15 protein-coding genes are annotated in these 13,161 nt (G+C 67.9%); 10 read left to right on the top strand and 5 right to left on the bottom strand.

Translation table 11 applies throughout. From position 1 onward, the window contains the following. Nucleotides 1–55 precede the first annotated feature (55 nt). The gene (locus AB0K34_RS08145; protein ID WP_364546492.1) at nt 56–1,024 is read right to left on the bottom strand and encodes a DNA cytosine methyltransferase; all 969 of its coding nucleotides are present in this window, start codon (nt 1,022–1,024) and stop codon (nt 56–58) included. 75 nt (nt 1,025–1,099) lie between these two features. Between AB0K34_RS08145 and AB0K34_RS08140 the strand changes: the two genes are divergently transcribed. Continuing rightward, nucleotides 1,100–1,555: a very short patch repair endonuclease gene (locus AB0K34_RS08140; RefSeq protein WP_364546489.1), complete on the top strand. Its 456-nt coding sequence runs from the start codon at nt 1,100–1,102 to the stop codon at nt 1,553–1,555. 526 nt (nt 1,556–2,081) lie between these two features. Here the strand turns inward: AB0K34_RS08140 and AB0K34_RS08135 are convergent. From AB0K34_RS08135 to AB0K34_RS08125, 3 genes are all read right to left on the bottom strand, one after another. Beyond that, entirely contained in the window at nt 2,082–2,387 is a 306-nt protein-coding gene (locus AB0K34_RS08135; RefSeq protein WP_364546486.1) for a DUF2510 domain-containing protein, read from the bottom strand. A 64-nt stretch (nt 2,388–2,451) separates the two neighbouring features. Then, nucleotides 2,452–3,132 carry a dihydrofolate reductase family protein gene (locus AB0K34_RS08130; protein WP_364546484.1) on the bottom strand — a complete coding sequence of 227 codons (681 nt, stop codon included), beginning with the start codon at nt 3,130–3,132 and terminating at the stop codon, nt 2,452–2,454. Further along, nucleotides 3,129–4,010 (bottom strand): hypothetical protein, encoded by an 882-nt coding sequence (locus AB0K34_RS08125; protein WP_364546481.1) that lies wholly within the window; start codon nt 4,008–4,010, stop codon nt 3,129–3,131. Before AB0K34_RS08125 ends, AB0K34_RS08130 begins: the two co-directional genes overlap by 4 nt. 208 nt (nt 4,011–4,218) lie before the next feature. Between AB0K34_RS08125 and AB0K34_RS08120 the strand changes: the two genes are divergently transcribed. Genes AB0K34_RS08120 through AB0K34_RS08105 form a run of 4 tightly spaced genes read left to right on the top strand, consistent with a single transcriptional unit; the run spans nt 4,219 to nt 7,284 of the window. After that, the gene (locus AB0K34_RS08120; RefSeq protein WP_364546478.1) at nt 4,219–4,341 is read left to right on the top strand and encodes a hypothetical protein; all 123 of its coding nucleotides are present in this window, start codon (nt 4,219–4,221) and stop codon (nt 4,339–4,341) included. 9 nt (nt 4,342–4,350) lie between these two features. Continuing rightward, the gene (locus AB0K34_RS08115; protein ID WP_364546476.1) at nt 4,351–5,538 is read left to right on the top strand and encodes a cupin domain-containing protein; all 1,188 of its coding nucleotides are present in this window, start codon (nt 4,351–4,353) and stop codon (nt 5,536–5,538) included. Further along, nucleotides 5,535–6,443 (top strand): aldo/keto reductase, encoded by a 909-nt coding sequence (locus AB0K34_RS08110; protein WP_364546473.1) that lies wholly within the window; start codon nt 5,535–5,537, stop codon nt 6,441–6,443. Before AB0K34_RS08115 ends, AB0K34_RS08110 begins: the two co-directional genes overlap by 4 nt. Further along, complete coding sequence (locus tag AB0K34_RS08105) at nt 6,427–7,284, top strand: phosphotransferase (protein WP_364546470.1); 858 nt, start codon at nt 6,427–6,429, stop codon at nt 7,282–7,284. The genes AB0K34_RS08110 and AB0K34_RS08105 overlap by 17 nt, the downstream gene beginning before the upstream one ends. A gap of 75 nt (nt 7,285–7,359) precedes the next feature. Here AB0K34_RS08105 and AB0K34_RS08100 read toward each other — a convergent pair whose 3' ends face one another. Beyond that, nucleotides 7,360–7,992, bottom strand: a complete 633-nt coding sequence (locus AB0K34_RS08100) for a TetR/AcrR family transcriptional regulator (protein WP_364546467.1) — start codon at nt 7,990–7,992, stop codon at nt 7,360–7,362. Between the two features lie 76 nt (nt 7,993–8,068). Here AB0K34_RS08100 and AB0K34_RS08095 point away from each other — a divergent pair, with 76 nt between their 5' ends. The 5 genes from AB0K34_RS08095 to AB0K34_RS08075 all read left to right on the top strand — a co-directional run bounded on the left by AB0K34_RS08095 (nt 8,069) and on the right by AB0K34_RS08075 (nt 13,150). Continuing rightward, complete coding sequence (locus AB0K34_RS08095; protein WP_138639382.1) at nt 8,069–8,824, top strand: glucose 1-dehydrogenase; 756 nt, start codon at nt 8,069–8,071, stop codon at nt 8,822–8,824. A 145-nt stretch (nt 8,825–8,969) separates the two neighbouring features. Next, entirely contained in the window at nt 8,970–10,529 is a 1,560-nt protein-coding gene (locus AB0K34_RS08090; RefSeq protein ID WP_364546464.1) for a serine/threonine-protein kinase, read from the top strand. Between the two features lie 66 nt (nt 10,530–10,595). Then, nucleotides 10,596–11,054 (top strand): nuclear transport factor 2 family protein, encoded by a 459-nt coding sequence (locus tag AB0K34_RS08085; protein ID WP_301176028.1) that lies wholly within the window; start codon nt 10,596–10,598, stop codon nt 11,052–11,054. A 102-nt stretch (nt 11,055–11,156) separates the two neighbouring features. Further along, nucleotides 11,157–12,368, top strand: coding sequence for a hypothetical protein (locus AB0K34_RS08080; RefSeq protein ID WP_364546461.1), 1,212 nt, complete (start codon nt 11,157–11,159; stop codon nt 12,366–12,368). After that, the gene (locus tag AB0K34_RS08075; RefSeq protein WP_138639386.1) at nt 12,368–13,150 is read left to right on the top strand and encodes an SDR family oxidoreductase; all 783 of its coding nucleotides are present in this window, start codon (nt 12,368–12,370) and stop codon (nt 13,148–13,150) included. Before AB0K34_RS08080 ends, AB0K34_RS08075 begins: the two co-directional genes overlap by 1 nt. Nucleotides 13,151–13,161: the final 11 nt, after the last annotated feature.

Below are 13,161 nucleotides of genomic sequence, written 5' to 3'. Positions count from 1 at the left end.
CGGGTGGGATGAGAACGATCTTCTCGCCGGGGGGCCGCACGCCGCGTCGATGCGTTCAACCGAGCGCGCCCGCGACACTTCTCCCCACGGCCTCGGCGAGGGGCGGCGGCATGGCGTGGCCGACCTGGCGGTACCGGGCGGTCTTGCGTCCGGCGAACTTCCAGTCGGGCGGGAAGCCCTGGAGCAGCGCCACCTGCTCCACGGTGAGCTTCGGCAGCCCACTGCGATCCTTCGGAACCAACTCCGGGCTCATCCGGAAGTCCGGGCCGGGGACGTCGTCGGCGATGCTGCCGCCGTTGACCCCGAGGCGAGCCCACGTCTTCTTGGAACCGGTGGGGCCGAGGTCGGCGCCGCCTCGGTCCTTCGAACCGCCCACGATCGTCGGTGCGATCTCGTTCGCCCGCGCACGCCACTCCAGGGCCCCCGCCCACCCTCGACTCGCCATCGAGCGCCAGAGGACATCGCCGACCGTGGCGGCGCCGCCCGTCGACGCCGGCCACTCGAACCGGGCCATGCGCTCGGGGCTCATCGCAACGAGCACACCGTGCGGTCGGCGTTGTGGAACACCGTAGTCTTGGGCGTCCAGGACTCTCCAGGCACATGCGTAGCCGTTCGCACCCAGCTCCGCTTCGACGAACTCGCGCACGTCCGCGTGAGCATCGTCCGTCACGAGGCCCGGGGTGTTCTCCAGAAAGATCGCGCGGGGACGTACCTCGGTCGCCAACCACACGGCCGCATGCAGCGGATCACGCTGTTCGCTCTCCCTGCGTCCGGCCCGCGGCCGGGGAAGCCCGCCGGCCAGGAGATCGACGTCCAGGACCTGCCGATGCTCATGCCCCACGAACTCGAAGAGGTCGAGCTGCCTGACATTCCACTTCGGCCGGTTCTCGCGGAGCGTGGCGCAGGCGTTCGCGTCCTCGTCGAAGAGCATCACCGGATGGAAATCCGCCCCCTCGAGACCGAGCGCCAGCCCACCGGCGCCCGCACAGATCTCCAGACTCGTGTAACCCCGTCCCGTCGTCATCACCACGGAGGCTAGAGGCCCGGTGGCCACCTGGGAAGGCCGAGCCGCGGAGTCGGCCGTCCGGCAGCGGCCGTCATGGCTTTTCCGTACGGTTGTCCTGTGGGAGTGGAGAGGCCGACCCGGGCGTCGAGCGCCGGCGTTCGTAAGAGCATGCAGAGCAACAAGAGCCGGGACACGAAGCCGGAGTTGGCGTTGCGTCGTGCCGTCCATGCACTCGGTCTGCGATACCGAGTCTCCATGCGTCCGCTCCCCAAGGTGCGTCGGACGGCCGACCTCGTCTTCACCAAGGTCAAGGTCGCGGTCTTCATGGACGGCTGCTTCTGGCATGGCTGCCCGCAACATCACACGAAGTCGGCGACCAACGCCGCCTATTGGGCGGACAAGGTCGAGCGCAATCGCGAACGCGACGCCGAGACGGACCGGCTGCTAAGAGAAGCAGGTTGGACGGTCATTCGCATATGGGAGCACGAAGACCCGATAGAGGCCGCATCGAGGATCGCCGGTACGGTCTCCGAACGTCGCTCCCAGTAGCCCTTCCACCGCGTCGGTGCGATGGAAGACGAGCCGAACGGCCAGTTGGTTGACACCGTCCGCCCGATCGCGCGTGATCTCTGAACACGTCAGGTCGGGCGTGGCGATCTGTGGTCGTCGTGGCCGCATGCGCCGACCGAGCGTCGTGCAGGTTGAATGATGAGCCGACTGACGGGCCCGAATGACCACGAGACTCGACCGTGAGTTCCTCGTTGCGATCGGTGGGAGCGAGGTCGCCGCTGATGCGTGCTTGAGTGACGGTGACGGTGACGGTGGTCATGGGCGGGCGGGAGGTGGGCCAGGCAATGCTGGGGGGCCGAATGAGCCTCATTGGCCTGACCGGGCGCGACATACAGGCCGAACAAGCGCTGTAGGCGGGTGGTTCAGATGAAGTGGGCGAACCAGATGGTGAGCCAGAGGATGGTCAGCACTAATCCGGCCGTCAGGCTGCCAATTCTGCCTCGGGGGGACAGCCGCCTGCTTCGCCAGGCGAGGAGAATGGCGACGAGCGCGATCCCGCAGGCCCCTAGCCCGACGCTGGCAAGCTCGAACGCCCCTGGCCCTCCATTGCAGTTTGAGTGCTCGCAGGGTCTGATGGCGAGCTGATGAGAGAGAATCCAGCGGCGCCTAAGGCAAGCGCTGGTGCCAGCAGTATCGTAAGGGCGATCATCAGGCGGTGACTGGACGACGTCGGCTGGCTCGCCGGGGACGCCCGCAGTTTCGTCGGCACCGTCCAATCGGTCCCACTCCACCAGCGTCCCGGAGCGGCGGGGCTCTCTGGATCGGGATACCAGCCTGGCGGTGAACCTGGTTCTGGCGCCTCGGAGTGCATGGCCCGAGTGTGAATGCGCTTCGGGAGTGCCGCTAGCCCGAGAGGTTGAGGTGCAATTTAACCGTTAGGAGCGTGTGAGGAGGTAGCGGGCGAGGATGACGTCGCCGATAGGGCGGACCTCGTCGAGGGTCATCCGGTTGCCGGGGTGGTGCGGGAACTCGCCCGTTCCTACAAAGCGCGGGGCGCCTGAGTCGCCGACGAAGAACGGGGCGATGACGAGTTGAAGCTCGTCGGCCAGTCCGGCGGTGAGGAACTGGGTGTGGACGGTGCCGCCGCCTTCGACCATCAAGCGCTGCACCCCTCGGCGGGCGAGGTCGGCAAGGACGGTGTCGAGGTCGACGGGGTCGCCTGCGTCCATAACGGTGGCGACGTCGCCGAGGCGCTCACGGCACTTGTCGACCGCGGCGCTCGAGCAGTACACGATCTTCTCGACGTCGCCGGCAGCGAAGAACTTGGCTTCGCGATCGAGGTCACCGCGGGCGGTGAAGGTGACCTTGACCGGGCTTTCGGGCAGGCCGCGGGCGACGCGTGCCTTGCGGCGCTCCTCGGTCCGGACGAGCAGGCGCGGGTTGTCCCGGCGGATGGTGTTGGCGCCGACAAGGATGGCGTCGCAGCCGGCCCGGACTTCGTCGACTCGGTCGAAGTCCTCGTCGTTGGACAGCAGGAGCCGCTCGTCGGTCGTGTCGTCGATGTAGCCGTCGACCGAGGCGGCGCAGGACAGTAGCACGTAGGGGCGTTCGGTCATGTGGTGCTCCGAGGGTCGTTGTTGATCAGTTGCTCGACGATACGGGCGAAGTCTTCACCGGGGTCGGCGCAGGCGTTGAGGGCGGCGAACTGTTCATCGTCCAGCGGGTCGCGGAGACGGTGGTCGCGGGCCGCTTGGTGGTAGAAGCGGCGGGCGGTGCCTCCGCTGGCCGGCAGGGCGATGATCGGTTTGCCCATCGACAGGGCAAGGTCGATCTCCGCCTGGGTGCCCGCCCCGCCACCGAGGACGATGACGAACTCCGCGTCCTGGATGACGTTGCGGTGGCCGAACAGTCCGATGGCCAGGGCAATGTCAGGGGGACGGTACTGGTCGGCGATGTAGGTCATGACCTCGATGCCCACGCCGACCGGGCCATGGCTGACCTTGTAGTTGCGGCTCATGACCAGGCGGGCCAGACACCGTACGGCGATGTCGATCACGCAGGCGTCGGTGTCGGGCGCCCTGCTGCCGCAGATGGCCACGTGCACCGGTGCCGACGCCGCTCCATCATCCGCGTCACGCGCGTCCGCACGTTGGCGGGGTACGGCTGGCCTCGGGTGGAGCGGAAACGAACCGGCCGGGGCGAGACCGAGCAAGAGACGGGCCTGATCGGGGATCTGCAGGCCGTCGGCGATGCGGGTGAGTACCTCGATGTCGGACACTCGGCCCTGGCGGGTACCACGCACCCAGTTGGAGATGTCGGAACGATCATGCTGGGTGAGTAATGCCAACTGGGTCTGGGTGCAGTCGGCGAACTGCCCGAGGAACAGTCGGAACAGTTGACCGACATCGCGGCCGGTAAGGGCCTGCGCAACGTCCTCGCGACACCAGAATCCTACGGGGACCACTCCGGGATCGAAGGTTCTGCGTCTGGTCACGTCGCTATTCGTCCTTGACTCGCTGAAAGCCCCTTGTCAGAGGGTAGTGGCGCAGAGCCCGTGCGCAACGGTGATTGGCAAGACGCGTCCGTGGGCCCCTTCCACGGGAACAGCCCACGGTCTCGGTCACTGTTCCACTCGCGCCAGCCGCCACAAGCTAGGGCCCGACAGCACCGCCGACCAGAGGCGGGCGGAAAGGAGAGCTTCAGTGGACAGCGAGAACGCCGGCGGCCTGGTGGTGGCCGTGGAGGAGATCGTCGCGGCGCGCGGCCGCGCCACCCAGCCGTCAGACGGCGGGGGCTCCGGCAAGTCCGACCTCAACGACGGCTGACCAGCGATCATGATCGATCTGATCGTCGAGGTCCTGGGCGGGGACCGGTTCCTCGCCCAGGATCTGGGCCGCACCCACCGCGTCTACTCCGCCGCGCTCACCGCCCGAGACCGGTTCGCCGGTCTGCTGGCCTGGCCGGCACTGAACCGGATTCTGGACACCCATCGACTGGACCCACCGCGTCTGCGCCTGTCCGCGGATGGCGCGACTATCCCGGCGTCGGAGTACTGCCAGCGCCGGACGTACCGGCGGATGCCGCCGTGGGAGGCTCCGCAGCCGCATCTGGTCGCCCAGCAGCTCCGCGACGGCGCGACGCTGGTCCTGGACGCGATAGAGGAGATGCATCCGCCGATCCGCGCCATGGTGAGCACGCTGGAGCACCACCTTCGTACGAGCGTGCAGGTCAACGCCTACGCATCGTGGACGGGGAAGGAAGGCTTCGGCGTCCACTGGGACGACCACGACGTCATCGTCCTCCAAGTCTCGGGCGCCAAGCGATGGCGGATCTACGGCCCGACGCGCCCCGCTCCGCTGTATCGAGACGTCGAGTTCGACGACACACCACCCGAGCATTCGATCGACGAGTTCACCCTCCAAGCCGGGGACGCCCTGCACGTCCCGCGCGGCTGGTGGCACGCCGCCGCCGCGTCCACCGGGCAACCCTCGCTCCATCTGACCTGCGGCCTGGCCACGCACACCGGCGTCGACCTGCTGTCGTGGTTGGTGGATGACCTGCGCGCACAGGACTCCGTCCGCGCCGACATCCCGCGCCTGGCCGACCAGGACACCCAGACAGCCTGGCGCTGCGAGATGGGCAAGCTCTTGGCCGAACGCCTCAACGACTCGACGGTGATCGATGCCTATCTGGCGGCGTGTGATGCCGTCCGTGAGCCGCGAGGCGGCTTCTCACTGCCGCACGCGGTGCACGAGCGGCTCCCGGACGACCCTGCCCTACCCGTCCGACTCACGACGCCCAGGGCGGTCCTGCGCCGCGCTGAGCAGGCCGTGACCTTGGAAGCCGCAGGGCAACGCTGGACACTCGCCGACCAGGCGGCCCCGCTCTTGAAGGCGCTCGTCTCCGGACGGCCGACCACGCTCGGCGGCCTGGCCCAGGCCGCGAACGTCACCATCGACCAGGCCGCCGAGTTGCTCGACCAGTTGTTGCGCAGCGGGATCATCGCCGTAGGAGAGACATGATGGCGGTTCTCGGTCTTGGCACCTACCGATGCCGCGACGTGGCCGCCGCCGCCCGCGCCGCCATGGCGACGGGAGTCACGGTCATCGACACCGCCCCCGTCTACGCCAAGGGCAACGCACACGACCAACTGGCCGCCCTGTTGCCCCATCACCCTGGCGTGCAGATCTCCACCAAGGTCGGCCACATGACCCGGAGCCAAGCCCAGGCAGCTCGACGGGCGGGCCTCATCACCCCTGGGGAGGCCGTCCGCTGCCACTCCATCACCCCCGCCTACCTTCGACACCGCATCACCGCCAACATCAGCGAGATAGGCCGCGATCGACTCGACCTGCTGTACTTGCATAATCCCGAACATGACGCGCACGGCGACCGGGGACGACTGCTCGAGCAGATCGCCCAGGCGTTCACGACGTTCGAGGAAGCCGCGCACCGAGGCGACATCGCCGGCTACGGCATCGCCACTTGGAGCGGCTTCGCCAGCGGCGCCTTCACCGCGCATGAACTCATCGCCGCGGCGCAACAAGCAGCGGGAGGCACCCGAACCCACCTGCGGGCGATCCAGCTACCTGTGAGCCTCATCGAACTCGCCGCCCTTGCCGAAGCTCTACACGGTGCCGGCCCGATCGCAGAGGCCGCCGGGGCCGGTCTGGACGTGTGGGCATCCGCGCCCTTGAACGGGGGCGAACTCGCTGACCTGGTCACGCCCGACCTGGCCCAGTTCATCAAACCCGGTTCCTCGCACGTCGCCGCCGCGCTCGCGGTCGTGGCCTCCACGCCCGGACTTACCGGAGCCCTGCTTTCGGCCTCGACTGGGGCACACTGGCAAGAAGCATTCGACGCCTTTCAGGGCCCAGCCATCCCACCCACGCATCTCCAGGACATCTGCCGTGTTCTCCGAGCCTGACGATCCCGACGTCCGCGAACGGATGCGTGCCGCTTTCGCCGACGCGACGGTCCGGCTCGGCTACGCCTCCACAGATGGCATGACCGAAGCTTGGGGCCACAACGGAAGAACCATCGGTGCCCCCGTAAGGACGTCGTACGGAAACGCTTGGCTTCGAGTGCTGGAGGCGCCAGAAGGCAAGGAGGGCGGGAAGCTCTGGACCGGTACCCAGAAAGCCGCCGCCCTGCCGACTGAGGTTCCGCGCCCTGAGCTGTTGGACACGGCCGACTGGATCCATGAGGGGTACGCCTACCGGGCCGAACTCAGCACCTACGTGGCAGCGCTCGTCTGCTCCTCGACTCCAGACCTCATCAAACCCATCCCCCTGCCCGAGGCATGGTGGACGCGATTGCGGCAGGCCATCAGCGCGACCGCGGCCACCCCGGTCCCCGACGACCGCCCACGCGTCATCACCCAGGACTACGTACACCGCACCATCCGGCGCTACCTCGGGGACGTCGGCATCGACACCACCGTCCACCACTGGGAGTTGGCCCATGGCGACCTTCACTGGGCCAACCTCACCAGCCCGGAACTGACCATCCTCGATTGGGAAGGCTTCGGTCCCGCCCCGCACGGTTTCGACGCGGCGCACCTGTACGCCTACACGCTCCCCGTCCCTGAACTGGCGACCCGCATTCGTGCCTTGTTCGCCGACGTTCTGGCGACACCCGAAGGCCGACTCGCCGAACTCACGGTCGCGGCCATCCTCCTGCAAGCGGCCGACCGCGACCCCGTCCACGCCCGACTTGCCCCCGACGTCCGAGAACATGCGCGGGAGTTGTTGAAGCGCCAGGATTGAGGCAGTCCCGAACACGATCGCCGAACCCTGCGGGATCGACTCGCCTCACTTTGTGCAGGTCTTGCCTGCGCCAGGTCAGGTGTTCGATGGGCTCGTATCCGCGGCGGGCCGTGTAGGGGACGGCCAGGTGTGCATGGCTTGGGTGGCTATGTCGGTGAGGGTCTTGTGGGTGGCGCCGTCTCGGGCTTGTTGGGACATGCCTTGGATTACTGCGGCGAAGTAGTGGGCCAGGGCCTTGGGGTTGGCCGTGGCGGGGAGTTCGCCGTCTGACTGGGCCTGCTGTAGGCGGGTCTCGAAGCGATTCAGGTTGGTGTTGCGCAGGTCGCGTAGGAACGTCTCCATCTCAGCGTCCTGCGGGGTGACGTTGGTGGCGGCGCTGATCGTTAGGCAGCCGGCCGGGTGGGACGGGTCCGGGTAGATGGCTGCGGCCTCGTTGAGGATGCGGGCGAACGCCTCGCGGGCAGTGGGTTCTTCGGTGAGGGCGTTGGACATGAACGCGCCCTCTGGGGAACGGCCGTACGCCTCTACTGCCTCTTTGAACAGGGCCTTCTTGTCGCCGAACGCCGCGTAGAGGCTCGCCGGCCTGATGCCCATCGCGTCGGTCAGGTCGCTGACGGACGTCGCCTCGTAGCCGCGCTCCCAGAAGAGGCGGACGGCTGCCGTCAGGGCCGCGTCTCGGTCGAAGGTGCGGGGGCGTCCTCGTGCCATGGGTTCATTGTAGAGCGCTCGCTCAATAAGTTGTGCTACCTTCTTGTTGAGCGATCACTCAACAAAGGAGGACGACATGGGTACGTTGGACGGCAAGGTCGCGCTCGTCACCGGTGGCAGCCGGGGGATCGGGCGGGGGATCGCCGAGCGGCTCGGGAGTGACGGGGCCGTGGTCGTCGTCACCTACGCGCGGGAGCGGGCGGCGGCAGAGGAGGTCGTCGAGCGCATTCGCAAGGACGGCGGGCAGGCTTTCGCGATCCAGGCCGAGTTCGGGCGGCACGGTGATGCCCACGCGATGTGGGACGCCTTTGACGCGGTGGTCGAGCGGCCCGGTGTCGACATCATCGTGAACAACGCGGCCATCGGGACCAGTGGGGACCTGGAGTCGATGAGCGAGGACGAGTTCGATCGGCTGTTCGCCGTGAACGTTCGGGCGCCCTTCTTTCTCGTCCAGCAGGGACTCGGGCGGCTGAGGGACGGCGGCCGGATCATCAACATCTCCAGCGGCGCGGCCTCGATCGCGTTGCCGGACATCATGGCCTACGGGGCCACCAAGGGAGCGCTCGACACCCTGACGCTCAACCTCGCCAAGCAGCTGGGGCCGCGGGGGATCACCGTGAACTCCGTCGCGCCCGGGATCGTGGACACCGACACGAATGCTCCATGGCTGAGGGGCAATGCGGAGGCGCTTGCGCATGCCGAGTCGCTGTCCGCGCTGGGACGGATCGGGCAGCCCGAGGACATCGCCGGTGTCGTCTCCTTCCTTGCGTCCGATGACGCCAGTTGGATGACGGGACGAGTCGTTGACGTGACCGGTGGCGCCGGGTTGTGAGGGCTGGTGGCGTCCGCCCTCGTGGGCTGCGCGAGGGCGGGCGTCGCGTGCAGGGTGGCCGGAAGTGGCGAGTGCGGGCGGGTCGGGGAGCGGCGTTCTAGCATCGGTGCAGTTGGCCTGTGGGCTGGGCGCGGTGGGGGCCTTGATGCAGCGTGTCGTTCCGTTGGAAGCGCGTGACCCTCGGCAGGTCGGCGGGTTCCAGATCCTCGGTCGGCTTGGTGTGGGCGGCCAGGGAGTGGTGTATCAGGGGCGCGGGCAGGACGGGACGCTCGTCGCGGTCAAGGTGCTGCATGAGCAGTTGGTCGCCAGCCGCGCGAACCGGAATGCGCTGGCGAGGGAGCTGGAGGCCGCCCGTCGAGTTGCGCCCTTCTGCACGGCTCAGGTCATTGCCGCCGACTTGGATGCCGAGCGGCCGTATGTGGTGAGCGAGTACGTCGATGGCGCGTCCCTTGAGGAGGTCGTGGAGTCGGAGGGGCCCCGGAAAGGCAACGCGCTCCATCGGCTGTCGGTCGCGACGGCTACCGCACTGGTCGCCATTCATGAGGCGGGGATCGTCCACCGAGACTTCAAACCGGCGAACGTTCTGATCGGGACGGACGGGCCGCGGGTCATCGACTTCGGGATCGCGCGTCTCTTCGAGAACACGACGACGTTGACGGGCAAGGTCGTCGGCACTCCCACGTACATGTCTCCTGAACAGGCCGCCGGGGAGCGGGTCGGGCCGGCGACCGATGTGTTCGCCTGGGGCGGGGTCATGACGTACGCCGCAGTGGGACGGCCGCCTTTCGGGCGCGGGCCGATGGCCGCGGTGATGGTTCGCCTCGCCCATGAAGACCCCGATCTCGGTGACCTTCCGGAGCCGATGCGTGGTCTGGTCATGGCGTGTTTGGAGAAGGACCCGGCGCGCCGGCCGACGGCTCATGCGGTGCTCATGCGCCTGGTCGCAGCGCCCGTGAGCTTGCAGGCGCCGGTCGAGGCGCCTGCGCCGTACCCGGAGCCGGGGCCCGCGCGTAATGTCACCCAATCCGATCCCGAACCTCAGCCCGCCACTTTGTCGCCGGACACGAACCCGGAGCCGGTGCCGCCTGTGGTGGCTCCTGATCGACTGTTGATCCGGCGTCCTTCGCTCGGCCGGAAGCCCTCGCTGTGGTGGTCGACGCTTTCGGCTGTTGCCGCCTTGCTCGTCGTCGCTGGGTTCCTTTTCGTGCAGAACGTGCGGAACGGCTACTACGTCGGGGAGGAGGACGGCAAGGTCGTCCTCTATCGGGGTACGAAGGACACTGTGCTGGGCCTCAGCCTCTCCCGCAAGGCAGCCAATAAGGAGCAGTTGAATCCGCCGATCGTGGTCGCCGACCTTCCCGGGAGTGTGCAGGGGCAGGTGAAGGAGACCTTTGCGGTGCAGGGGCCGGAAGCGCTGCGCGACTTGGCGAAACGGGTCTGTAAGTACGGTCTCGTTGAAAACGAGGGCAAGGTCGTCATCGTGAAGGGGCGCGGGCAGGCCGATTGCCGTCAGACCATGGTCGCGGCCAGCGACATTCGGGTCAGCGAGTTGCCCAGGTCGGACGCGGCCAAGGTGACGGCTGGGGAGTTCGCGTTCGTCGGTCGGGCGGCGGCTGACGCGGCGCTCTCGCAGCTTGCCAACCGGCGGGACGTTTGTAAGCAATCGATCGAGCCGGCGATCGCGGACTGCCCGAGCGCGGCGTGACAGCGGGCCGCGGGCCGGTAGAACAAGTTCTTGTTTTCCAGGGCGGCAGGGGCCAGTCTTGGGCACATGGACCTGGTTGCTCTGGAAGAGATCCGGCGGCTCAAGTACCGCTACCTGCGGTGCGTCGACCTGAAGCTGTGGGACGAGTTCGCCGACGTGTTCGCGGAGGACGCCGTCGCCGAGTACGACACCCCGGTGCTCGGCAAGACGCTCCGGCTGGAGGGGCGGGACGCGATCGTCCAGTACATGCGGGAGAACCTGGACGACGGGAAGATCAGCACCCATACGGCCGGGTGCCCGGAGATCGATCTGGACGGGGACCGGGCCACCGGGATCTGGTCGCTGGACGACACGATCATCATCCCGGAGCACCGGCTGCTCATCCGGGGCGCCGCCTTCTACTACGACACCTACCGGCGCGAGGACGGGCGCTGGCTCGTGGAGAAGACCGGGCACCGGCGGACGTACGAGTACATGGTGTCGCTGGACGACGCCCCGAGCCTGAAGTTCACCACCTCCCATTGACCGGGACCGGCGTTGACCCGCTCCTAGAACGGGTTCTAACGTCCGGTCCTCAGTGTCGCGATCTCAACGGCGCTCGCGCCCCGCGTCCGTTAGGAGTGCCCGGTGGCCACCGAAGGCAAGACCGATTCGTTCGAAGCCGCGACGCGCGCGTTCGCCGACGCGGTCGTGGAGGCGGAGCGCATCATCCGCGCTGCGCCGCACGTCAAGACCGACCAGGACTTGGCCGAGGGGCTCGACTACCTCGCCGGCAGCATTAAAGCCTCGCTGCACATGGTCGGCGCCTACCAGCAGGACTATCCGTTCTTCGCGTCGTCCACCGGGCCGTACACCAAGCTGGGGCTCGATAACCCCGACACCTTGTACTTCCACGCCTACATCCGGGACGACGCCGAGTACGTGGTCACCGGACGGCGGGGGACGACCTCCGATCTGAGCTTCCAGGTCATGAACGGCGACTACTCGCCCACGCAGTCGCCGGACAGCCTGACCGCGTTCGACGACCGGGAACTCGACATCGCCGCGGACGGGTCGTTCCAGCTGCGGTTCGGGCCGCCCAAGGACGATCCCGGGCCCGGTTACGTCACGCTGCCTTCGGGTGCGGCGATGCTGATCGTCCGGGAAGTGTTCAGCGATTGGGAGAACGAGCGGCCGGGCGAGATCCGCATCCATCGCGCCGACACGATCGGGACCTCGCCGCTGGCCGTTCCGGCCGAGCGGATGGCGCGGCGGTACCAGATCGCCGGGAAGATGCTGGTGTCCAGGATTCGCACGTTCCTGGCCTTCCCGGAATGGCACTACCTGCAGCTGCCGGTCAATACGCTGACCGAGCCGCGGCCGACGCCCGGCGGGCTGGCCACGCAGTTCTCGTCGGTGGGGCACTACGACCTCGATGACGACGAGGTCATCGTCATCACGGCGCCGGCCGCCGAGCGGGACGTGGCGCCCTATCAGGGCTTCCAGCTCGGCAGCATGTGGTACATCTCGCTCGACTACATCAACCATCAGACGAGCCTCACCGCCGACCAGGCCAGGATCGACGAGGACGGCAAGATCCGGTACATCGTGAGCGAGCGCGACCCGGGGCTCGCCAACTGGATCGAGCGGACCGGGCATCGCCGGGGATATCTGCAATTCCGCTGGCAGCGGCTTGCGCGGGACCTCACGCCCGAGGACGGCCCGACGGTGGAGGTCGTGAAGTTCGACGACCTTCCGCGCGTCCTGCCGTTCTACGAGAAGCAGCGGGTCACCCCGCAGGAATGGTCGGAGAAGATCGCGGCCCGTCAGGTCGCCGTCGCGAAGAGGATGCTCGGCTGATGGCGGGACTGCTGGAGGACAAGGTCGTCGTCATCTCGGGCGTCGGGCCCGGGCTGGGACGCGGGCTGGCGGTGCAGTGCGCCAAGGCCGGTGCGGACGTGGTGCTCGCAGCGCGCAACGAGGAACGGCTCGCCGAGGTCGCCAAGGAGGTCGAGGAGATCGGGCGCCGGGCCGTCACGGTTCCGACCGACATCAATGACGCGGCGGCCTGCGAGCGGCTCGCGGAGACCGCCCGGGAAGCGTTCGGACGGGTCGACGGGCTGGTCAACAATGCCTTCGCCACGCCGCCGCTGACCGACCTCACGAAGGTCGACCTCGATGCGGTGCGGGCCGGGTTCGAGACCAATGTGCTCGCGGCGCTGCACCTGACCCGGTTGTTCGTTCCCGCGCTCGAAGAGCACGGCGGGTCCGTGGTCATGGTGAACTCGGCCGTCCTGCGGCATTCGCGGCGGACGTTCGGCGCCTACAAGATGGCCAAGGCCGCCCTTCTCGCGATGGCGCAGAACCTCTCGACCGAACTCGGGCCGCGCGGCGTCCGGGTGAACACGATCGCCCCCGGATACATCTGGGCCGACAACCTCCAGTGGTATTTCAACCACCTCGCCAAGAAGCGCGGCATCACCGCGCAGGAGGTCTACGACGAGAACGCCGCGACGACCGACCTCCGGAAACTGCCCGAGCCCGACGAGGTCGCCGACGCCGTGGTGTTCATGCTGTCGCCGCTGGCGCGGGCGGTCACCGGGCAATGCCTGGACGTCAATTCCGGCGAGTGGCACCACTAGGAGAGGGCGGA

The sequence above is a fragment of the Actinomadura sp. NPDC049382 genome (genome assembly GCF_040677125.1).
Taxonomy (GTDB): Bacteria; Actinomycetota; Actinomycetes; order Streptosporangiales; family Streptosporangiaceae; genus Spirillospora; species Spirillospora geliboluensis.
Note: the sequence above shows the minus strand (reverse complement) of the source record. Positions and strands in the feature narration are given on the sequence as shown.